Below are 21,002 nucleotides of genomic sequence, written 5' to 3'. Positions count from 1 at the left end.
GTTGTGCGATCTCGGCTCTCACCATAGACAACATGCAAAGACATGAGGCGGATCCCTTATTCGCGACGAGCTTCGCCCCGCGCTCGCTGGGCTAGTCCGTAGGTAGCACTTGTCGGAGCCATCCTAGGGAGCGTGCCCGGCGGATGGCCATGACCTGGCATGTCGCGATAGGGGGGTCCGTGAGCTTGACATCGAACAGACGGAACAGCTGCGGTGCCCAGCCGTTGTGGGGTCTGCATGAGGCTGCAACGTGAGTGCCAGAGTGCCCTGCCCCGTGGCATCCGTTCGCGCGCATGTATGGTCAAAATAGCTGGTTCAGGCGGAAACCTGCAGGTTGAAAGCTTGCGCGGCAAGTCGGCAGGCGTGCCTCCAGCGCCGCGTGCCATCGGCGGTTGGGCCGTCTGTGGACCGGCTGAGGAGAGACGCCAACGACCAGGGACCGCCAACAGTGACGGGGTGCAGAGCTTTCGCGGCACGCTTCGGGGAGGGTTTCGTCTCGGCCGGAGGATCGGCAGTCTGCGGAGAACCAGCGGCAACCGGTGCCTCGGCTCCAGACACCGCCGCGCGAGGCTTGCGTGGAGCCAGCTCCGAACGGTCGGGATGATGACCGTGCTCCAGGTAGAAGTGACCCGCGTCAGTGATCTCCGCCTGCCACCTCCCCTTCTTCCGGGGCATGGTCACCAACCCCCGGTCCCTGAGCGCGCGAGCCGTGACGGCGAGCTCGGGGCTGTCCGACGTGACGGAGTCGTTCCGCCCCCGATGCAGGTGAGAGCGCGAGCTGCCGGTCATTTAACGGAGACCAGGGTGCATGGCGATCGTTGTGTCGTCTCAAGTCTGCTCGGCACAAGCTGTGCAACGACTCATTGGGGGACGCGCGGCGGACACCGCGCTGGGAGGAGCCGGAACGCCACTCCTCGGGAGCCAACCTGGGAGCCGGATCCCGAAGATCACACCCAGTTGGCTCCCAAATTGGCCCCTCATCACAAATCAGGCCCGGTGCTGATCTCTCAGCACCGGGCCTGACCTGGTGTTTCTCTGTCGGGGTGGCGGGATTTGAACCCACGACCTCTTCGTCCCGAACGAAGCGCGCTGCCAAGCTGCGCTACACCCCGATGTCACCGCTCATCTTGCGAGTCCTGCTGCTCATCGCGGCGACGTCGTTTACTTTAGCCCACCGGTGGCTGGAGACGAAATCCGGTTTTGGCGCGGTGGCGGATCGGGTTGGGGCGGGCGTGGTCGAGGGCCACGAGGAGGACGGAGAGGGCGTAGAAGGCGAGGCCGAGGAGGAGGGCGTTGCCGAGGACGCTCTTGTAGCCGTGGTGTTCGACGTCCAGGAACGTGTAGAGATAGCGGCCCGGTGTGCCGGGCAGGATCAGTTCGCCGCGGGCGAGATACACCGCGAGGTACGTCGCCGGGTACAGCAGCCACGTCGCCGCCATCCGCAGGTGCAGTCGGCCGGGTGCGGTCAGCAGCAGCCAGTCGAGTACCGCCGCGATCGGTGTCACCGTGTGGAGGATCTGGTTCGTCACCGCCTGCCACCCTGTGGGGGCCGTCGCGCCGCCCGTCATCGCGAACGGGCTCGACGCGTGCGTCAGGATCAGGTGGTACACCAGGCCCGTGATCGTGATGTACAGCAGGGCCGCGCCCGTCACCAGGGGGGAGAGGGGGCGGCGGGCCGTCCATGCCCGGCGGGCCGCGGCGATCATCACCAGGGCCAGCAGGATGTTGCTCTGGATCGTGAAGTAGGTGAGGACCCTGACGGGGCTGCCGAGGAACAGGTCGGCGGTCACCGCCGCTGCCGCCGCCAGCGCGACCAGCAGTCGGTACACGGCCGCCGCCGGGCGGCGGTAGGGGGCCACCACCGCGGTGGCGGGAACGGGTGAGGCGAGCAGCGCGGGCATGCCGGGTACCGCGGGGAGGTCCGGGATGTCCCTGGGTATCGGAGCGGTCATGCCCTCACGCTAGGCAGGGGGGACGAACCGGGCGATACGGGTGGGCCGCACGGGCTACGCGGCCCGCGGGACGCCCACTGCGGGACGCCCACCGCGCACCTGCTCCGTACCGTCGCCGTACTCCTTACTCCCGCCCCACCAACGTCATCAACGTGGCCTCCGGCGGACAGGCGAACCGCACCGGTGTGTACCGGCTCGTCCCGCATCCCGCCGACACGTGCAGGTATGAGGTGCGGCCTTCGGCCGTATGCGTGGAGAGGCCCTTCACGCGGTCGGTGTCGAGGTCGCAGTTGGTCACCAGGGCGCCGTAGAACGGGATGCAGAGCTGGCCGCCGTGGGTGTGGCCGCCGAGGATCAGGGGGTAGCCGTCGGCGGCGAACGCGTCCAGGGCGCGGAGGTACGGCGCGTGCACGACGGCCATCGAGAAGTCGGCGTCGTCCGACGGGCCGCCCGCCACGCGCGCGTACCGGTCGCGCTTGATGTGCGGGTCGTCGAGGCCGGTGAGTTCCACCGACGCGCCCTCGATCTTCAGCGTGCCGCGCGTGTTGGTGAGGTTGAGCCAGCCTCCCGCGTCGAAGCCGTCCCGCAGGTCCTCCCACGGGTTGTGGACGGCGCCCACGACGGGCGGGTTGCCGTTCAGACCGTGGCGGCCCGCGGTCTTTTCGAACAGGTACCGGGCGGGGTTGCGGAGTGTGGGGCCGTAGTAGTCGTTCGAGCCGAAGACGTACGCGCCGGGGAACTCCATCAGCGGGCCGAGCGAGTCCAGGACCTCGGGGACGGCCTGGGGGTCGGAGAGGTTGTCGCCGGTGTTGATCACGAAGTCGGGGCGCAGGCCCGCGAGCGAGCGCAGCCAGCGCTGCTTCTTGCGCTGGCCGCCGACCATGTGGATGTCGGAGACCTGGAGGACTCTGAGCGGGCGCATCCCGGCGGGCAGCACCGGGACCGTGACCCGGCGCAGGCGGAAGGAGCGGACCTCGAAGCCCGCCGCGTAGACCAGACCGGCGGCGCCTGCCGCCGCAATTCCCAGGGGTACTCCGTATCGCGCGCGCATGCCTCCATCGTGTCAGACCGCACTGACACGCCTGACACCCCGTCGGTCGGGGCCCGGTAAATCGGCGGGCGGAGCCGGTCGCGCACCTGCGAGAATCAAACCCATGACCACCACGCTCAAGGCGAAGCTGCAGGAAGACCTCAACACCGCGATCAAGGCGCACGACAAGCTGCGTTCCTCCACCCTCCGGCTGACGCTCACCGCGATCACCAAGGAGGAGGTCGCGGGCAAGGAGAAGCGCGAGCTCTCCGACGACGAGGTCCTCAAGGTGATCACCAAGGAGGCGAAGAAGCGGCGCGAGGCCGCGGACGCCTTCGAGCAGGGTGGTCGCCCGGAGCAGGCCGCGCAGGAGAAGGCGGAGGGCGAGATCCTCGCCGAGTACCTGCCCAAGCAGCTCGGTGACGAGGAGCTGACCGCGATCGTCTCCCAGGCCGTCGAGGAGGCGAAGGCGGCCGGTGCCGAGGGCCCGCGCGCCATGGGTGCCGTCATGAAGATCGTGAACCCGAAGGTGGCCGGACTGGCCGAGGGCGGCCGCGTCGCCGCGGTGGTGAAGAAGCTGCTCGCCGGCTGACCCACGGACAGGTTTCTACGACGACGGGGGCGCCCCTTTTCACAGGGGGCGCCCCCGTCGTCGTAGACGAAGAGCCTGAACGGCGCGCGGCCGCAGGGGAGTTATCCCCTGTTGCCGCCGTTCCCGTTGCCGTTGTTGCCGCCGTTCGTCGTGCCCTGGATGAAGCCGTCGGGGAAGGAGAACGTCGGGGTGGGGGTGGTGCCTCCGTCGGTGGTGCCGCCGTTGTCGTTGCCCCCGTTGTCGGTCCCGGCGTTGTCGCCGTTCTTGCCGCCGTCGTTGTTGCCCTTCTTGACGGGGTCGGGGATGTTGACGAGCTGGAAGGACTCGGCCGGCTTGCCCTCCAGGGCGCCGGTCATGGCGTCCTTCCAGATCGGGCCCGGGGTGTCGGCGCCGTAGACCTGGTCGTGCCAGACGCCGCCGATGCGGATGCTGGTCATCTCGATGTTCTGCTTGGCGCTGCCGACCCAGACCGCGCCCGCGAGCTGGGGCGTGTAGCCGACGAACCAGGCGTTCTTGCGGGAGTCCGTCGTACCCGTCTTGCCGGCGCTCTGGCGGTCGGTGAGGCCGGCCTCCTGGCCGGTGCCGGAGTCGACCACGCCGCGCAGCACGGTGTTGATGGTGTCGGCGGTCTTCTTGCTCATCGCCCGCGAGCAGGTGGACTTGGGGACGGCGAGCGACTTCTGCTCGTTGCCCACCTTCTGGGTGATGGACTCGATGGCGACGGGCGTGCAGTACGTGCCCTCGTTGGCGAAGGCCGCGTACGCGGAGGCCATCGTCAGCGGGGAGAGGCCCTTGGAGCCGAGCGCGATGGCCGGGACCTCGGGGATCTTGTCGCCGTTGCCCTGCACGACGCCGAGCTTGTTGGTCATGCTCACCACGGGGCACAGGCCGATGTCGGAGATCATCTGCACGAAGTAGGTGTTGACCGACTTGGCCATCGCCTCCTTCAGCGCGTACGGGCCCTTCTCGGACTCGCTCTCGTTCTCCACGGTCGCGCCGTCGGTGTTGACCCAGTTCTTGCCGCTGCAGGTCGAGACGGGGCTCGGGTAGTCCATCGAGTACGGCGCCGGGTACTGCTGCGTGGCCGGCAGGCCCTGCTCCAGTGCCGCCGCCGCGACGAACGGCTTGAACGTCGAACCGGTCGGGAAGCCGAAGTTCGAGCCGCCCATGTCGGCGTTGACCGAGTAGTTGTACTCCGTCTCGTTCTTGCCGTAGCCGTACGGCTTCGACTGGCCCATCCCGAGGATCTTGCCGGTGCCGGGCTCCACCAGGGTGGCCGCCGCGGCGACCGAGTCCGACTTGTAGATGTGGTCCTTGAGCGAGGACTGCACCGAGGCCTGGGCCTGCGGGTCCAGGGTCGTACGGATCGTCAGACCGCCCTGGTTCCAGATCTTCGCCCGGGCCTCCTTGGTCTTGCCGAAGACCGGGTCGCTCAGGAAGACCTTCTCGACGTACTTGCAGAAGAAGCTGGCGCCCTTGACCGCGGTGATGCAGCCGTTCTTCGGCTGGCTGACCTTGAGACCCAGGTCGGTCTTCTCGGCCGCCAGGGCCTCCGCCTTGGAGATGTCGCCGACCTCGGCCATGCGGGCCAGCACGGTGTTGCGGCGCTTCTTGGCCTCGGCCTCGTCGTTGATCGGGTCGTAGCGCGTGGGGGACTGGACGATGCCCGCCAGCAGCGCCGACTGCTGGAGGTTCAGGTCCTTGGCGTGCTTGGAGAAGTAGCGCTCGGACGCGGCCTCGACGCCGTAGGCCTGCTCTCCGAAGAAGGTGATGTTCAGGTAGTTCTCGAGGATCTTCTTCTTGCCGAGTTTTTCCTCGATCTGGATCGCGTACTTCAGCTCGCGGACCTTGCGGCCCAGCGTCTGCTGGGTGGCCTCGGCGACCTTCGTCGGGTCGTCGCCGGCCTCCTCCACGAAGTAGTTCTTCACCAGCTGCTGCGTGAGCGTGGAGGCGCCCTGGGAGACGCCGCCGCTCTGCGCGTTCTTGTTCAGGGCGCGCAGGACGCCCTTGAGGTCGATCGCGCCGTGCTGGTAGAAGCGCGAGTCCTCGATCGCGACGATCGCCTTCTGCATGTACGGCGAGATGTCCTTGAGCTCCACCACCGTGCGGTCACGGGAGTAGACCGAGGCGAGCTGGTTGCCCTTGCTGTCCAGGATGGTGGTGCGCTGGCTCAGCTGAGGGCTCTTCAGGTTGTCGGGGATGTCGTCGAACCCCTGGACCGAGCCCTTGGCCGCGAGCCCCAGCGCTCCGGCCGCGGGCAACGCGATTCCGGCCATGACGGCACCGGCGAGCACACTGACACCGAGGAACTTGGTGGCCTGCTGCAGAGGGGACAGACCACCACCCGAGCGCTTTTTTGGCATGGGGGCAGCCTAATCCCTCACCCGGGGCGTCCCCGGGGAGCGGGTGGGTCTCGGGATGTTCGGGTGCGGGATCGTGACATCCATGGGCGAGGGCCTTGTCGTGGGCAGTGGCATCGAAGGCTCTGCGACCGCGCGGTGAACGGTGGGCCCGTCCCGGGAACATGACGGCGCGGCAATAGGAGCCGTCTACGTTCTCATTCGCCGGACAGGTGTATAGGCCTTGGCCTAAGCTGCTCTCAACTGTCACAGCAGAGCGGTCACGTATCAATACGTCCGGCGACCCCGAATCGTTCCGGTCGTTCCCTGTTTTTTTGTGGGAGGCGTGTCCGAATCCGCCTCCTGTGTCACCCGGCGTCCGTTGTGACGCAAGACAACTGTCCCGTTCTGATGGGAAAGTCGCATATGTCGCGGGCTCACTCCCCCGGGTGATCTGCCGCTTACGCATAGTCCGTTCGGGCCATTCAAGATTGGGCCCGAAGGGGGTGTTGCGCTGTGCCCACCTTCCGTAACGTCCTCAACTGGCGGCGGTGAATATGCCGCTGCCGCCGTGGGGGAGCCTCGATTCGGGAGAGGACGGCGCCGGTATGGGCTGGGTAACCGACTGGAGTGCGCAGGCGGCCTGCCGCACTACCGATCCGGATGAACTGTTCGTTCAAGGAGCAGCGCAGAACAGGGCGAAGGCAGTGTGCACCGGATGTCCGGTACGCACGGAGTGCCTCGCCGATGCGCTCGACAACCGCGTCGAATTCGGCGTGTGGGGAGGCATGACGGAGCGGGAGCGCCGCGCACTGCTGCGCAGGCGGCCCACTGTCACTTCATGGCGCCGGCTACTGGAGACCGCGCGCATCGAGTACGAGCGAGGGGTCGGCATCATCCCCCTCGACGACGACGAGATCTACGAGAACTACGCGGCGGTGGGCTGACGCAGGCCCCCGTAGGGCCGATCGACCCCGGGCGATCCCCGGGGCCGCGCGTCGGACCTTCGTCCCGGGCGTCAGACCGTCGTCTCGGGCAGCTCCGGCCGACCGGCCGCGAGCCGGTTCCCGATGTCCCGCAGCCCCGCGAGGTCGTGCACATCGCCGGGCAGCGCGGCCACTTCGGCGACGGCCACCTCGGGGTGGCGCGCGGTGAAGCGGTCGCGTGTGCGCTGCTCGCGGGAGAGCAGCCGCATCCGGTCGGCATGCAGTCTGAGCAGGCCTGCGGAGAGTTGGTCGACGGACGGCTCGTCGTCGGGTCGCTTGTCGGCGGGGCGCTCGTCGTCCGTGGTGGCGGGGGAGCCTTCGTCACGAGCCGCTGCCCGGGAACCGGGAGATCCGGTAGCAGGAGATCCGGTACCGGAGGATTCTGAACTGCCGTACGTGTCGGGAGAGTTACGAAGTCCAGCTTTCCCGCCCACCTGATCGACAATGCGGGACTCCTCAAGATTTTCCGCGGCGGCCAGTGCCCGCTCGGCCGACAACCGGGCGGCACCACTGCCGTGCACCCGGTTGAGCACCAGACCGGCCAGCGGCATGTCCTCGGCCGCCAGCCGCTCCACGAAGTACGCGGCCTCGCGCAGCGCGTCCCGCTCCGGGGCCGCGACCACCAGGAACGCCGTCCCCGGCGCCTGCAGCAGCTTGTACGTCGCGTCCGCGCGGGTGCGGAAACCGCCGAAGGTGGTGTCCATCGCGGAGATGAACGTCTGGATGTCCTTGAGGAGTTGACCCCCGAGCAGCTTGCCGAGGGTGCCGGTCATCATCGACATGCCGACGTTGAGGAACTTCATCCCGGCCCGGCCGCCCAGCTTCGCCGGCGCGGTCAGCAGCCGGATCAGCTTGCCGTCCAGGAACGAGCCGAGACGTTTCGGCGCGTCCAGGAAGTCCAGGGCCGAGCGGGACGGCGGGGTGTCCACCACGATCAGGTCCCAGTCGTGCTGGGCGCGCAACTGGCCCAGCTTCTCCATCGCCATGTACTCCTGCGTGCCCGCGAAGCCCGCCGAGAGCGACTGGTAGAAGGGGTTGTTCAGGATCGCGGCGGCCCGCTCGCGGTCCGCGTGCGCCTCGACGATCTCGTCGAAGGTGCGCTTCATGTCGAGCATCATGGCGTGCAGTTCGCCGTCCCCGTCGACGTCCTTCACCCGCCTCGGGGTGTTGTCCAGCGAGTCGATGCCCATGGACTGCGCGAGCCTGCGGGCCGGGTCGATGGTCAGGACGACGACCCTGCGGCCCCGCTCCGCCGCCCGCAGTCCGAGCGCCGCCGCGGTGGTCGTCTTGCCGACCCCGCCCGAGCCGCAGCACACCACGATGCGGGTCTCCGGGTCGTCGAGCAGCGGGTCGACGTCGAGCACGCGCGCGGAGGACAGCCGACGGGCGCCGTCGCGCCCCTGCTCCTGGTCCGGGCTCATGACATTCCCTGCTTCCGCAGCTCGGTGGCGAGTTCGTACAGGCCCGCCAGGTCCATGCCTTCGGTGAGCAACGGCAGTTCGTGCAGCGGCAGGTCCAGCGCGCCCAGCACGGCCCGCTGGTCGTGCTCCAGGGCGTACCGCGCGGCGTACTCCTCCGCCTGCGCGAGCAGCGGATCCACCAGCTTCTCGGCATTGCCGCCGCGCCGCGCCCCGCCGAGCCCGGCGGCCGACAGCGACTGCGCCACGGCGGTGCGCGGCACGGCCCGTACGAGATCCAGCTCGGCCGCGTCCAGCACTTCGGGCCGCACCATGTTCACGATGATCCGACCCACCGGCAGCCGCGCCGCCCGCAGTTCGGCGATGCCGTCGGCGGTCTCCTGGACGGGCATCTCCTCCAGGAGCGTCACCAGGTGGACCTCCGTCTCGGGGGACTTCAGGACCCGCATCACGGCCTGCGCCTGATTGTGTATCGGGCCGATCTTGGCGAGCCCGGCGACCTCGTCGTTGACGTTCAGGAAGCGGGTGATGCGGCCGGTCGGCGGGGCGTCCATCACGACGTGGTCGTAGGCGAACCGCCCGCTCTTGTCCTTGCGCCGTACGGCCTCGCACGCCTTGCCGGTCAACAGGACGTCCCTGAGGCCGGGCGCGACCGTGGTGGCGAAGTCGATCGCGCCGAGTTTCTTCAGGGCGCGGCCCGCGCCGCCGAGTTTGTAGAACATCTGGAGGTAGTCCAGAAGGGCCAGTTCGGGGTCGATGGCCAGTGCGTACACCTCCCCGCCCCCGGGAGCGACGGCGATCTTCCGCTCCTCATAGGGCAGCGTCTCCGTCTCGAAGAGCTGCGCGATGCCCTGGCGACCCTCGACCTCGACGAGAAGCGTCCGCTTCCCCTCGGTGGCCAGGGCCAGCGCGAGGGCTGCGGCCACCGTGGTCTTGCCGGTACCGCCCTTGCCACTGACGACCTGGAGCCTGCTCACGTCTTCGAGCCTAACCAGTCCGCGCCCGAACCAAGCCAGAGGCTGTGGACAACGCGACCGCGGACGGCCGGTTCGCAGCCGCTAAAGTCGGCCGCATGACCAAGTGGGAATACTCGACTGTGCCGCTGCTCGTCCACGCCACGAAGCAGATTCTGGACACCTGGGGCGAGGACGGCTGGGAGCTCGTCCAGGTCGTGCCCGGGCCGAACAACCCCGAGCAGCTGGTGGCCTACCTCAAGCGGGAGAAGGCATGAGCGGCGCCGTCGAGGCCCGGCTGGCCGAACTCGGCCTGACCCTGCCGGCGGTCGTCCCGCCGCTCGCCGCGTACCAGCCCGCCGTGCGGAGCGGTGTCTACGTGTACACCTCCGGCCAGCTGCCCATGGTGGACGGCAAGTTGCCCGTCACCGGCAAGGTGGGCGCCGAGGTCACCGCGGAGGAGGCCAAGGAACTGGCCCGCACCTGCGCGCTGAACGCCCTCGCCGCCGTGAAGTCCGTCACCGGTGACCTCGATCGCATCGCGCGCGTGGTGAAGGTCGTCGGCTTCGTCGCCTCGGCCCCCGACTTCACCGGCCAGCCCGGCGTGATCAACGGCGCCAGCGAACTCCTCGGCGAGGTCCTCGGCGACAAGGGCGTGCACGCGCGGAGCGCGGTCGGCGTGGCGGTGCTGCCGCTGGACTCGCCGGTCGAGGTCGAGGTCCAGGTGGAGCTGACGCAGGCGTAGCCACGGTGTTCGCCGTCCCGGGGTGCGCGTTGTTGCCTCTCGAACATCCGCGCGCTACGGGATAGCCTCCGCCCATGGCGAACGGTCAGTGGTACCCGGCGGAGTGGCCCGAGCGCATCCGCGCGCTCGCCGACGGCGCGCTCACTCCGGTCGTGCCCAGGCGGGCGGCCACCGTGATGCTCCTGAAGGACACCGACACCGGCCCCGCCGTCCACATGCTGCGCAGACGCGCCTCCATGGCCTTCGCCGGGGGCGCGTACGCGTATCCGGGCGGCGGTGTCGACCCGCGCGACGACGACCGTCACGTCCGCTGGGCGGGCCCCACGCGCGCGTGGTGGGCGAACCGGCTGGGCGTCGACGAGACGGCCGCCCAGGCGATCGTCTGCGCGGCCGTACGGGAGACCTACGAGGAGGCGGGCGTCCTGCTCGCCGGACCCACCCCCGACTCGGTGGTCGGCGACACCACGGGTGAGGCCTGGGAGGCGGACCGCGCCGCCCTGGTCGCCCGTGACCTGTCCTTCGCCGAGTTCCTGGACCGGCGGGGTCTGGTGCTGCGCTCGGACCTGCTGGGTGCGTGGGCCCGCTGGATCACCCCGGAGTTCGAGACCCGCCGCTACGACACCTGGTTCTTCGTGGCGGTCCTCCCGGAGGGGCAGCGCACCCGCAACGCCTCCACGGAGGCCGACCACACGGTGTGGATCGCCCCCCAGGAGGCGGCCGCCGGGTACGACAAGGGCGACCTCACGATGATGCCGCCGACCATCGCGACCCTGCGCGGACTCATCCCGTACGGCAGCGCGGCCGAGGCCCTGTCGTCGGCCCCGGAGCGCGATCTGACGCCCGTCCTCGCGCAGGCCCGCCTGGAGGACGGCGAGATCGTCCTGTCCTGGCCGGGCCACGAGGAGTTCACCAAGCACATCGCTACCGACCTCCCGACCGGTGGAGCCCCCGCATGACCGACGCAGCCGCGCTTCCCGGCCAGCCACGGGGCGGGGTCCTCACCGGCCCCGCCACCGCGCGCGCAGTGAACGTCCTCGCGCCCAACGCGTCCGCGATGACCCTGGACGGGACCAACACCTGGATCGTCTCGGAGCCCGACTCCGAACTGGCCGTGGTCATCGACCCGGGGCCCCTGGACGAGGGGCATCTGCGCAACGTCGTCGACACCGCCGAGAAGGCCGGCAAGCGGATCGCCCTGACCCTGCTCACGCACGGACACCCCGACCACGCGGAAGGCGCCGTCCGCTTCGCCGGGCTGACGGACACGAAGGTCCGCGCGCTCGACCCGGCGCTGCGCCTCGGGGACGAGGGCCTCGCCGCCGGGAACGTCATCCGGGTCGGCGGCCTGGAACTCGTCGTCGTGTCCACGCCCGGGCACACCGGGGACTCCCTGTGCTTCCATCTCCCGGCCGATCAGGCCGTCCTGACGGGAGACACCGTCCTGGGGCGCGGTACGACCGTGGTGGCGCATCCTGACGGCCGCCTGGGCGACTATCTGGACTCGCTGCGGCGGCTGCGCTCGCTCACGGTCGACGACGGCGTCCACACGGTCCTGCCGGGTCACGGGCCGGTCCTGGAGGACGCCCAGGGTGCCGTCGAGTTCTATCTCGCCCACCGCGCCCACCGACTCGCCCAGATCGAGACGGCCGTGGAGAACGGCCACCGCAGCCCCGCCGAGGTCGTCGCCCACGTGTACGCGGACGTCGACCGCTCACTGTGGCCGGCGGCGGAACTGTCCGTACTGGCCCAGCTGGACTACCTGAAGGAACACGGCCTGATCTGACGGCCTTGTCTGACGGCCTGATCTACGCGGTGTCGTCCGGGCGCGGTGCCTTCACGCCGTGCACGCGCGCGTACTCGGCGGCCAGCCACGGGCCGAGATCGTCGACGTACGACCGCAGCACGCGCGTGTCGCCGGTCGGCTCGTGTCCGAGGAAGGCCGCCGTGCGCAGTTCCTCCGCCCGCCCGGGGTAGTACGCGCCGAACGCCCCGGCCATCTCCCCGAGGTCGCTGGTCCAGCCGTTCCAGCGGGGCATGACCAGAGTGAAGCCGGTGCGGACCAGGTGCCGGGACATGAAGCGGACGAGGGGTCTACGGGCTTCGTCGGTGTCCTCGGAGGCGGCGATCCGCTCACGCCAGCGGGGGAGCAGCAGCGCCAGGTCGCCGTTGGTCTCGCGCGCGAGCAGCGAGTCCGGGCGGTAGCGGGGCAGGTACTCGGCGAGGTCGTCCCCGAGCAGCGGTGTGCACAGGCACGCGACGAACCACCCCAGGTCGTACGTCTCCGGCTCGCTCAGCAGCCGTGTGCGGCCATACAGGAGGATGCCGACCCCGTCGATCTCCGGGAACTCCTTGTCGAGCGCCTCGCCCAGGCTGCGGGCCTCGTCCCGGTCCTCCTCGGTCGGCTCCCGCCGGGTCGCCACGAGCAGGTCCAGATCGCTGCGCCCCACGCGCGCGGTGCCGCGCGGGATCGACCCGTAGAGGTACGCGCTGTCGAGGCGTCCCCCGTAGACGTCGAGCAGCCGGTCCCGCGCCGCGGCGACGACCGGCCGGAAGACGTGCGGGACGCGCCCCAAGGAGCCCTCGCGCTCGATGTATCCCTGGGCGTCGAGCCCTCTGTGGTCAACGGTTGCGGCCATGGGATCACTGTGCCGGGAGATGGGCTCCGGGGCGGCCGGTTTCCGACTGCTGAACGGGTTCATCTCCAGCGGAATACGCGCAGCCGCCGAATGTCCCCGGGACTTCCGCAGCTCACCGCGATCAGCTCACCGGCGGCAGCGGCGAACGGCCAGATGGCGCCGCGCCCGCGCAGCCTGCGCCGGGCCACGACCCTGCCGTCGGCGGGATCGAGCACGCTGAACCGATGGGCGTACCGGTGCAGCACCAGCAGCCAGCCGCGGTGGGCGAGCACGACGGCCTCTTCGTGCCGCCACCCCTTGGTGTGCCACTCCCACAGCAGCTCGCCCGAGGAGGTGGAGTACGCCCCCACCCGGACCCCCTTGTCCCGGTCGCTCTCGTCGGCGGGCACCAGCTGTACGGCGAGGACGTCACCGGCCACGGCGACCTCCCTGCCGAACTTCTCGCAGTCGTCCGGCAGCCGGAGAGCCACGGCGTCCTTCCGGACGGCGTCCAGGACGAGCAGCCGGGGTCTGCCGCGCGCACCGCGGGCCTCCAGGTGTGCCACGAAGGGCTGGGCGCTGATGGCGGACGCGTTCTGGACGCGCCGGTCTTTGAGCGTGTGCTTGTACCGGACCCGGCCCGTTTCCACGTCGAGTGTGTGCAGCGTCACCTCGTCCCCGTTCCCGAACTCGTCCGTCTTCCAGGACTCGACCGCGGCCGCGACGAGGCCGCCGCCGACGGCCACGTCGGACGGGAGATACCCGAGCGGTTCCGCGTCCTGCTCCCGCTGCCGTACGACCTCGCCCGTGTCGACGGCCAGCGAGGTGAGACCGACGCGTTCCACGTCCAGGTTTCCGTCGTCGTAGTGCAGCACCACCCCCACGCCGTCCTTGGCGTCCGCCGACACCAGACCGACGACCTGCTCGCCGGGTGGCCGCCAGGTCCACAGGGGCTCGCCAGTGGTCACCCGGTAGGCCTGCACGTGGTCGAAACGGGCGACCGCGACGGTGTCGTCCGTCAGCCACAGGCCGAGCGGCTTTCCGCCCGCCTCACCCTTCTCGTACGGCGTCCGCCACAGCCGACGCGCCGATCTCCGCCACCGGGAGTGCTCCCAGACCGACTCCGGCGCCTTGTCCTCGTTCATCCCCACCCCTTGGGTCCCCACCCGGCGATACACGAAAGGCCCCGCCGCGACAGGGCCGACACACGAAGGACCCCGCCGTAGCAGGGCCCTTCAGTAAGAAGACGTGCGTCAAGAAGACGTGCGATTTCGATCTAGCGCGAGCGCTTCGCCAGTCGTTCGACGTCCAGCAGGATCACCGCGCGGGCCTCCAGGCGCAGCCAGCCGCGGCCCGCGAAGTCGGCGAGGGCCTTGTTGACCGTCTCGCGGGACGCGCCGACCAGCTGGGCCAGCTCCTCCTGCGTGAGGTCGTGCACCACGTGGATGCCTTCCTCGGACTGCACGCCGAAGCGGCGGGAGAGGTCGAGCAGGGCGCGGGCCACGCGGCCGGGGACGTCCGAGAAGACGAGGTCGGACATCGCGTCGTTGGTCTTGCGCAGTCGGCGGGCGACCGCGCGCAGCAGCGCGGAGGCCACCTCGGGGCGGGCGCTCAGCCAGGGCTGGAGGTCGCCGTGGCCGAGGCCCAGCAGCTTGACCTCGGTCAGCGCGCTGGCGGTGGCCGTACGCGGGCCCGGGTCGAACAGCGACAGCTCGCCGATCAGCTCGCCGGGGCCGAGGACGGCCAGCATGTTCTCGCGGCCGTCGGGGGAGGTGCGGTGGAGCTTCACCTTGCCCTCGGTGACCACGTAGAGCCGGTCGCCCGGGTCGCCCTCGTGAAAGAGCGAGTCCCCGCGCGCGAGGGTCACCTCACTCATGGAGGCGCGCAGCTCCGCGGCCTGATCGTCATCGAGCGCCGCGAAGAGCGGGGCGCGCCGCAGAACGTCGTCCACGAGTTCTCTCCTTGTCGACCTGCTCAGGGGATGGTGCTCCCCCTTGGTACCAGGGGACCGTGCTCCCCATTTTGCCGGACCGTCCAAACAGTGTGATCTGTCACAAGGATGCCGTACAGGTGTCCCGAGGTAAGCGGCAGGGGTCCAATTGGGGGCTGATCTTCGGGGTCCGGGGCGGATGTCAGTGGCGGGCTCTAGGCTGGCCGGGTGTCCAAATCGCCGGTGAGAGCACAGGCCAAGGGGGCTGGGCGGATGGTTGTACCTCGTGATTCCGCCGTGGGCGAACAGAGCCCTGACGGCGGCAAGAAAGCGGCAAAGGGGGCAAAGGGCGTGGCTGCTGTGAAGGGCGAGTCGCACACCGCCCTCGTCCGCCGTGCCCGCCGGATCAACCGCGAGCTGGCCGAGATCTATCCGTACGCCCACCCGGAGCTCGACTTCGAGAACCCCTTCCAGCTCGTGGTCGCCACGGTCCTGTCCGCTCAGACCACCGACCTCAGGGTCAACCAGACGACCCCGGCCCTGTTCGCCAAGTACCCGACCCCGGAGGATCTGGCGGGCGCCGACCCGGAGCAGGTCGAGGAGATCCTCCGGCCGACCGGGTTCTTCCGGGCCAAGACGAAGTCGGTGATAGGGCTCTCCAGGGCGCTCGTCGAGGACTTCGGCGGTGAGGTCCCGGGTCGGCTCGAAGACCTCGTCAAGCTGCCCGGTGTCGGCCGCAAGACCGCCTTCGTGGTGCTGGGCAACGCCTTCGGGCGCCCCGGCATCACCGTGGACACGCACTTCCAGCGGCTCGTACGGCGCTGGAAGTGGACCGAGGCGACCGAGCCCGACAAGATCGAGGCCGCCGTGGGAGCGCTCTTCCCGAAGAGCGACTGGACGATGCTCTCGCACCACGTGATCTTCCACGGCCGCCGCATCTGCCACGCCCGCAAGCCCGCCTGCGGCGCCTGCCCCATCGCCCCGCTCTGCCCGGCGTACGGCGAGGGCGAGACCGACCCGGAGAAGGCGAAGAAGCTGCTCAAGTACGAGAAGGGCGGCTACCCGGGCCAGCGCCTGAACCCGCCGCAGTCCTATCTGGACGCGGGCGGCAAACCGGCGCCGCCGCTGGGATCGGCGTGACGACGGCATCGGGGGCCGGATGACGGAACGATCTCGGAGGTACCGGGCGTTGATCGGTGTGAACGGGGGTGGGGGATGACGCGCGCGAGCAATGCCCAGGGTGTGGGGCTCAGCAAGGAGGGCCTGCCGGGCTGGCTCGACCCGGTGGTGCACGCGGTGGAGACGGTCGAGCCGCTCCAGCTGAGCCGGTTCCTGCCGCCGGAGGACGGCGCGGGCCGGCAGTCCGCGGTGCTGATCCTCTTCGGGGAGGGCGACCGGGGGCCCGAGCTGCTGCTCATGGAGCGGTCCAGTTCGCTGCGCTCCCACGCGGGGCAGCCGTCCTTCCCGGGCGGTGCCCTCGACCCCGAGGACGGCGACCCGACGGGCGACGGCCCGCTGCGGGCCGCTCTCCGCGAGGCCGAGGAGGAGACCGGGCTCGACCCCGCCGGAGTGCAGCTCTTCGGGGTGCTGCCCAAGCTGTACATCCCGGTGAGCGGCTTCGTGGTGAGCCCGGTGCTGGGCTGGTGGCGGGAGCCGACCCCGGTCGGGGTGGTCGATCCGAACGAGACGGCCCGGGTGTTCACGGTCCCCGTGGCGGATCTCACGGATCCGGCCAACAGGGTCACGGTGTCGCACCCCAGCGGCTTCCTGGGTCCGGCATTTCTGGTCGAATCGGCACTTGTCTGGGGTTTCACGGCCGGAGTCATCGACCGCCTGCTGCACTACTCGGGCTGGGAGCGCCCCTGGGACCGCGAGAAGCAGGTCCCGCTCGACTGGCGGTCATGACAGGGTGTCCGTCGTGAATGTGCTGGACATCCTGTTGCTGGTCGCCGCCGTGTGGTTCGCGATCGTGGGCTATCGCCAGGGGTTCGTCGTCGGCATTTTGTCGGTGATCGGCTTCCTGGGCGGCGGTCTCGTCGCCGTCTACACGCTGCCCGTCATCTGGGACGCGCTGACCGACAACGCGGAGGTCTCCACCACCGCGGCCGTCGTCGCGGTCGTCGTCGTCATCGTCTGCGCCTCCGTCGGCCAGGCCCTGACCACCCACCTCGGCAACAAGCTGCGCCGGTACATCACCTGGTCCCCGGCCCGCGCCCTGGACGCGACCGGCGGCGCCCTCGTCAACGTGCTCGCGATGCTCCTGGTGGCCTGGCTGATCGGCTCGGCACTCGCGGGCACCACCCTGCCGACGCTCGGCAAGGAGGTCCGCAGCTCCAAGGTGCTGCTGGGGGTGTCCCGGGCGCTGCCCGCGCAGGCCGACACCTGGTTCGCGGACTTCTCCTCGGTCCTCGCGCAGAACGGCTTCCCGCAGGTCTTCAGCCCGTTCGCCAACGAGCCGATCAACGACGTCCAGCCGCCCGACCCGGCCCTCGCCTCCAGCGCGGTCGCCACCCGCGCCCAGCAGTCCATCGTCAAGGTCATGGGCACCGCCCAGAGCTGCGGCAAGGTCCTGGAGGGCAGCGGCTTCGTCTTCGGCGACCGCCGCGTCATGACCAACGCGCACGTCGTGGGCGGCGTCGACGAACCCACCGTCCAGATAGGCGGCGTGGGCCGCAAGTACGACGCCAAGGTCGTCCTCTACGACTGGCACCGCGACATCGCCGTACTCGACGTACCGGACCTGAAGGCGCGCTCCCTGCAGTTCGCCACCAAGGACGCGGACAGCGGCAACAGTGCGATCGTCGCCGGCTTCCCGGAGAACGGGTCGTACGACGTCCGGGCGGCACGCGTGCGGGGACGCATCACGGCCAACGGCCCGGACATCTACCACCGCGGCACGGTCCGCCGCGATGTGTACTCGCTCTACGCGACCGTCCGCCAGGGCAACTCCGGCGGCCCGCTGCTCACGCCCGAGGGCAAGGTGTACGGCGTGGTCTTCGCGAAGTCCCTGGACGACCCCGACACCGGGTACGCGCTCACCGCCGACGAGATCCAGGAGGACATCGTCAAGGGTCGCAGTGCCAACGAGCAGGTGGACAGCGACAGTTGCGCGCTGTGAGCCAGGCTCGGTAAGAGGTGGGTGCGTCAGCCCCGTGGATGACGCAGCCGTACCGAGACCCAGCGGGCCCGGCGGCGCAGAATGCGCGGGATCCCCACCCTGAGGTCTGTGCCCTGGAGTTGCGGGGCGCCTCGCTGGTGGGAGCCCGGACCGTGGTCCGAGCGGCGATTGCGTGCTGCGTCACTGTAGTCGTGCGTCCAGCCCATACCCCGACGTCTGCCCCTGCCCCAAGGTCGATAACCACCCCCTGGGGGCCCAATTGGCGTATGCGCGAGGCAAGTAGCCGTTCGTAGTACAGGTGTTCAGATCCGGATACCGGGCGCGGCGGGACGGTCACTCATCACTCATCGCTCATCGCTCATCGATCGGGTTCGGGATCCTTGAGCCAGTTGACCAGTTCGGTCGAGAAGGCCACCGGGTCCTCCTCGTGCGGGAAGTGTCCGAGACCGTCGAACAGCCGCCAGCGGTACGGCGCTTCGACGTACTCCCCGGATCCCGCCGCGCTGCGGGTGCGCAGCACCGGGTCCAGCGAGCCGTGCAGATGCAGCGTCGGCACCCGCACCGGCCGCTTCATCCGCCGGTTGAACTGGATGCCGTCCGGACGCGCCATCGACCGCACCATCCAGCGGTACGGCTCGATCGAGCAGTGCGCGGTCGACGGGATCAGCATCGCCCGCCGGTACGCCTCGATCGCGTCGTCGTCCGGCAGTTGCGGGCCGGACCAGTCCCGGATCAGCTTGCCCACCAACTCGGCGTCCTCGGCGAGGAGTTGCCGCTCGGGCAGCCAGGGCCGCTGGAACCCCCAGATGTAGGAACTCGCCGCGGACTGTCTGACGTCGGACAGCATCGCGTTGCGCCAGCGTCGGGGGTGCGGCATCGAGGAGACGGCGAGTCGGCGCACCAGCTTGGGGCGCATCGCGGCGGCCGTCCAGGCCAGATAGCCGCCGAGGTCGTGGCCGACCAGAGCGGCGTCGGGCTCGCCGAGGGAGCGGATCACGCCAGTGATGTCGAGGGCGAGGTTGGCCGGGTCGTAGCCGCGCGGGGTGCGGTCGCTGCCGCCGACGCCCCGCAGGTCCATGGCGACGGCCCGGAACCCGGCGTCGGCCAGCGCGCCCAGTTGGTGCCGCCAGGTCCACCAGAACTGGGGGAAGCCGTGCAGCAGCAGCACCAGCGGCCCGTCGCCCACCTCCGCGATGTGGAAGCGCGCGCCGTTGGCCGCGACATCCCGGTGGGTCACCTCGCGCCCGCCGGGAATGTCGAGCCGTACGACCGAAGCAGGTTGTGCCCAGGGATGGGCGGGGTCCGTCATGAGGACGAGCGTGCCACAGCCTCGATGGCTTCGGGGACACGGTCCTCGATCGCCGGGCGCGGATGCGGCTTGGCGTTGCCCAGGACTCCGGCGGTCTCCTTGACCGAGGCGGCCACCTTCTGCGGGCCCTTGCTCTTGGCGGCCTTCTTCGCGAAGAGCACGCCGACCAGGCCGAGGACGACCGCGACGAGCACGTTCGCCGCGAAGGAGAGCAGGAAACAGAGCGCCATGTTCCAGCCGCTCCAGGTGCGGATGCCGTACGCCAGCGCGAAGTTGAGCATCGGCAGGGAGAACAGCAGTACGACCGCGGCGACAGTGAACGCGCCGCCGCTCATCACCCCGCGCTTGACGTCCTGCTTGAGCTGCGCCTTGGCCAGCGCGATCTCGTCGTGCACCAGCGCGGACATCTCGGTCGTCGCCGAGGCGAACAGCTGGCCGATGCTGCGTTCGGCGCCGACCGGGCTGCCGTCGGGTGCGCTCATCGCGTACTCCCTCTTCCGCATGTGTGTGTTCCGGCATGTGTTTGTACCGTCTCGTCAGATCATGCCGGACCGTCCTTGTCCGCGCCCGCCCCGCCCGCCACTTCGGCGGGCCCGCGCCGCTGTTCGGCGGCCTTCTCCGCGGCGATCCTGCGGTGCTCGGCGGCCTTGCGGTCGTGGAGTCCGGCCATGCGCAGGTGGTACGCCGGGTCGTCCTGCTCGTAGATGTCGGGGATGCCGTCGAGGTCCTCGTCGCGCTCCTCGTCCTCGTATATCCTGCGGTACCGGGCGTTGCGCAGCTTGAGCAACACGGTCGCGCCCAGGGCCGCGATCAGCGAGCCCACGAGGACGGCCGCCTTGACCTCGTCGGTGAGCACCGGGTCGCCGTCGAACGCGAGTTCCCCGATGAGCAGCGACACGGTGAAGCCGATGCCGGCCAGCGAGGCGACCGCGAACACGTCCGCCCAGGCGAGGTCGTCGCTGAGCGAGGCCCGGGTGAAACGGGCCGTCAGCCAGGTCCCGCCGAAGATCCCGACCGCCTTGCCGACCACCAGCCCGAGGACCACGCCCAGGGTCTCGGGCTTCGTGAACACGTCACCCAGCGCGCCGCCGGAGATCGCGACCCCGGCGCTGAACAGCGCGAACAGCGGCACCGCGAGGCCCGCCGACAGGGGGCGTACGAGGTGTTCGACATGCTCGCCGGGGGAGTGGTCCTCGTCCTCGCGCGTGGTGCAGCGCAGCATCAGGCCCATGGCCACGCCCGCGATCGTGGCGTGGACGCCGCTGTTGTACATCAGCGCCCAGATCACCAGCGCGAGCGGGACGTACACGTACCACCCGCGCACGCCCCGGCGCAGCAGCAGCCAGAAGACGGCGAGGCCCACGACCGCGCCCGCGAGCGCGGCGAAGTCGATCCGGTCGGTGAAGAAGATCGCGATGATCAGGATCGCGAACAGGTCGTCGACCACGGCGAGGGTGAGCAGGAAGGCGCGGAGGGCGCTCGGCAGGGAGGTGCCGATCACCGCGAGGACGGCGAGCGCGAAGGCGATGTCGGTGGCGGTCGGCACCGCCCAGCCGTTCAGGGAGCCGCCGCCGGTGAGGTTCGTCAGCGTGTACACGAGTGCTGGTACGGCCATCCCGCACAGGGCCGCCACGACGGGCAGGGCGGCGGCCTTCGGGTCGCGCAGGTCGCCGGCGACGAGTTCGCGCTTGAGTTCGATGCCGGCGACGAAGAAGAAGACGGCGAGAAGGCCGTCGGCGGCCCAGTGGGCGATCGAGAGGTGCAGGCCGAGGGCGGCGGGGCCGAGGTGGAAGTGGCTGACGCTCTCGTAACTGTCGTGCAGGGCGGGGACGTTCGCCCAGATCAGCGCGGTGACCGCGGCGAGCAGGAGCAGGACACCGCCGACGGTCTCGGTGCGCAGCGCCTCCGCGACGAAGTTCCGCTCGGGCAGGGACAGGCGTCCGAGCACCTTGCGGGCGGGGGTGGGGCGGGGCGCGGCCATCGGGGGAACCTCCGGTCGGTGGGCAGGACGGAAC

Annotated in this window: 21 protein-coding genes and 1 tRNA gene; 9 read left to right on the top strand and 13 right to left on the bottom strand. The window is 70.0% G+C overall.

The features are described 5' to 3' along the window. Positions 1–1,038: 1,038 nt before the first annotated feature. The 3 genes from JHN45_RS21875 to JHN45_RS21865 all read right to left on the bottom strand — a co-directional run bounded on the left by JHN45_RS21875 (position 1,039) and on the right by JHN45_RS21865 (position 3,003). A tRNA-Pro gene (locus JHN45_RS21875) sits at positions 1,039–1,112 on the bottom strand. Positions 1,113–1,166: 54 nt separating this feature from the next. Continuing rightward, positions 1,167–1,952: a Pr6Pr family membrane protein gene (locus JHN45_RS21870; RefSeq protein WP_200717542.1), complete on the bottom strand. Its 786-nt coding sequence runs from the start codon at positions 1,950–1,952 to the stop codon at positions 1,167–1,169. 124 nt (positions 1,953–2,076) lie between these two features. Further along, complete coding sequence (locus JHN45_RS21865) at positions 2,077–3,003, bottom strand: metallophosphoesterase (RefSeq protein WP_200714409.1); 927 nt, start codon at positions 3,001–3,003, stop codon at positions 2,077–2,079. A gap of 103 nt (positions 3,004–3,106) precedes the next feature. Here JHN45_RS21865 and JHN45_RS21860 point away from each other — a divergent pair, with 103 nt between their 5' ends. After that, on the top strand, positions 3,107–3,574 hold the full coding sequence (locus JHN45_RS21860; RefSeq protein ID WP_200714408.1) for a GatB/YqeY domain-containing protein: 468 nt from the start codon (positions 3,107–3,109) through the stop codon (positions 3,572–3,574). Between the two features lie 101 nt (positions 3,575–3,675). On the opposite strand, the gene JHN45_RS21855 is transcribed toward JHN45_RS21860, so the two are convergent. Beyond that, the gene (locus tag JHN45_RS21855) at positions 3,676–5,937 is read right to left on the bottom strand and encodes a transglycosylase domain-containing protein (protein WP_200714407.1); all 2,262 of its coding nucleotides are present in this window, start codon (positions 5,935–5,937) and stop codon (positions 3,676–3,678) included. A 584-nt stretch (positions 5,938–6,521) separates the two neighbouring features. Between JHN45_RS21855 and wblA the strand changes: the two genes are divergently transcribed. Next, entirely contained in the window at positions 6,522–6,860 is a 339-nt protein-coding gene (gene wblA / locus JHN45_RS21850; RefSeq protein WP_019063745.1) for a transcriptional regulator WblA, read from the top strand. Between the two features lie 71 nt (positions 6,861–6,931). Here wblA and JHN45_RS21845 read toward each other — a convergent pair whose 3' ends face one another. Both JHN45_RS21845 and JHN45_RS21840 read right to left on the bottom strand, forming a co-directional pair. Next, positions 6,932–8,320, bottom strand: a complete 1,389-nt coding sequence (locus JHN45_RS21845) for an ArsA family ATPase (RefSeq protein WP_201050131.1) — start codon at positions 8,318–8,320, stop codon at positions 6,932–6,934. Further along, positions 8,317–9,294: an ArsA-related P-loop ATPase gene (locus tag JHN45_RS21840; protein WP_200714405.1), complete on the bottom strand. Its 978-nt coding sequence runs from the start codon at positions 9,292–9,294 to the stop codon at positions 8,317–8,319. Before JHN45_RS21840 ends, JHN45_RS21845 begins: the two co-directional genes overlap by 4 nt. 95 nt (positions 9,295–9,389) lie before the next feature. Here JHN45_RS21840 and JHN45_RS21835 point away from each other — a divergent pair, with 95 nt between their 5' ends. The 4 genes from JHN45_RS21835 (at position 9,390) to JHN45_RS21820 (ending at position 11,798) form a co-directional block, all read left to right on the top strand. Then, the gene (locus tag JHN45_RS21835; protein WP_019063748.1) at positions 9,390–9,548 is read left to right on the top strand and encodes a DUF4177 domain-containing protein; all 159 of its coding nucleotides are present in this window, start codon (positions 9,390–9,392) and stop codon (positions 9,546–9,548) included. After that, positions 9,545–10,015 carry a RidA family protein gene (locus JHN45_RS21830; RefSeq protein ID WP_201050130.1) on the top strand — a complete coding sequence of 157 codons (471 nt, stop codon included), beginning with the start codon at positions 9,545–9,547 and terminating at the stop codon, positions 10,013–10,015. Before JHN45_RS21835 ends, JHN45_RS21830 begins: the two co-directional genes overlap by 4 nt. Before the next feature lie 74 nt (positions 10,016–10,089). Next, positions 10,090–10,971: an NUDIX hydrolase gene (locus JHN45_RS21825; RefSeq protein ID WP_201050129.1), complete on the top strand. Its 882-nt coding sequence runs from the start codon at positions 10,090–10,092 to the stop codon at positions 10,969–10,971. Continuing rightward, positions 10,968–11,798 (top strand): MBL fold metallo-hydrolase, encoded by an 831-nt coding sequence (locus JHN45_RS21820; protein WP_200714402.1) that lies wholly within the window; start codon positions 10,968–10,970, stop codon positions 11,796–11,798. Before JHN45_RS21825 ends, JHN45_RS21820 begins: the two co-directional genes overlap by 4 nt. Positions 11,799–11,820: 22 nt before the next feature. Here JHN45_RS21820 and JHN45_RS21815 read toward each other — a convergent pair whose 3' ends face one another. From JHN45_RS21815 to JHN45_RS21805, 3 genes are all read right to left on the bottom strand, one after another. After that, on the bottom strand, positions 11,821–12,651 hold the full coding sequence (locus JHN45_RS21815; protein WP_201050128.1) for a nucleotidyltransferase domain-containing protein: 831 nt from the start codon (positions 12,649–12,651) through the stop codon (positions 11,821–11,823). A 59-nt stretch (positions 12,652–12,710) separates the two neighbouring features. Then, complete coding sequence (locus JHN45_RS21810) at positions 12,711–13,775, bottom strand: PQQ-binding-like beta-propeller repeat protein (RefSeq protein WP_201050127.1); 1,065 nt, start codon at positions 13,773–13,775, stop codon at positions 12,711–12,713. 131 nt (positions 13,776–13,906) lie between these two features. After that, on the bottom strand, positions 13,907–14,581 hold the full coding sequence (locus JHN45_RS21805; RefSeq protein ID WP_019063754.1) for a Crp/Fnr family transcriptional regulator: 675 nt from the start codon (positions 14,579–14,581) through the stop codon (positions 13,907–13,909). Between the two features lie 252 nt (positions 14,582–14,833). On the opposite strand from JHN45_RS21805, the gene nth reads away from it, so the two are divergent. The 3 genes from nth to JHN45_RS21790 all read left to right on the top strand — a co-directional run bounded on the left by nth (position 14,834) and on the right by JHN45_RS21790 (position 17,678). Continuing rightward, positions 14,834–15,700 carry an endonuclease III gene (gene nth / locus JHN45_RS21800; RefSeq protein WP_374192792.1) on the top strand — a complete coding sequence of 289 codons (867 nt, stop codon included), beginning with the start codon at positions 14,834–14,836 and terminating at the stop codon, positions 15,698–15,700. A 75-nt stretch (positions 15,701–15,775) separates the two neighbouring features. Continuing rightward, complete coding sequence (locus JHN45_RS21795; RefSeq protein ID WP_200714399.1) at positions 15,776–16,465, top strand: CoA pyrophosphatase; 690 nt, start codon at positions 15,776–15,778, stop codon at positions 16,463–16,465. Between the two features lie 13 nt (positions 16,466–16,478). Further along, on the top strand, positions 16,479–17,678 hold the full coding sequence (locus tag JHN45_RS21790; protein ID WP_200714398.1) for a MarP family serine protease: 1,200 nt from the start codon (positions 16,479–16,481) through the stop codon (positions 17,676–17,678). A 26-nt stretch (positions 17,679–17,704) separates the two neighbouring features. On the opposite strand, the gene JHN45_RS53100 is transcribed toward JHN45_RS21790, so the two are convergent. The 4 genes from JHN45_RS53100 to nhaA all read right to left on the bottom strand — a co-directional run bounded on the left by JHN45_RS53100 (position 17,705) and on the right by nhaA (position 20,968). Next, positions 17,705–17,884, bottom strand: coding sequence for a hypothetical protein (locus tag JHN45_RS53100; RefSeq protein ID WP_078532502.1), 180 nt, complete (start codon positions 17,882–17,884; stop codon positions 17,705–17,707). Between the two features lie 152 nt (positions 17,885–18,036). Further along, positions 18,037–18,987, bottom strand: a complete 951-nt coding sequence (locus tag JHN45_RS21785; protein WP_200714397.1) for an alpha/beta fold hydrolase — start codon at positions 18,985–18,987, stop codon at positions 18,037–18,039. Beyond that, a complete protein-coding gene (locus JHN45_RS21780) occupies positions 18,984–19,469 on the bottom strand; it encodes a phage holin family protein (RefSeq protein WP_200714396.1) in 486 nt (161 codons plus the stop codon). Before JHN45_RS21780 ends, JHN45_RS21785 begins: the two co-directional genes overlap by 4 nt. 59 nt (positions 19,470–19,528) lie before the next feature. Further along, positions 19,529–20,968, bottom strand: a complete 1,440-nt coding sequence (gene nhaA / locus JHN45_RS21775; RefSeq protein WP_201050126.1) for a Na+/H+ antiporter NhaA — start codon at positions 20,966–20,968, stop codon at positions 19,529–19,531. Positions 20,969–21,002 lie beyond the last annotated feature (34 nt).

The organism is Streptomyces sp. MBT53 (genome assembly GCF_016654115.1).
Taxonomy (GTDB): domain Bacteria; phylum Actinomycetota; class Actinomycetes; order Streptomycetales; family Streptomycetaceae; genus Streptomyces.
Note: the sequence above shows the minus strand (reverse complement) of the source record. Positions and strands in the feature narration are given on the sequence as shown.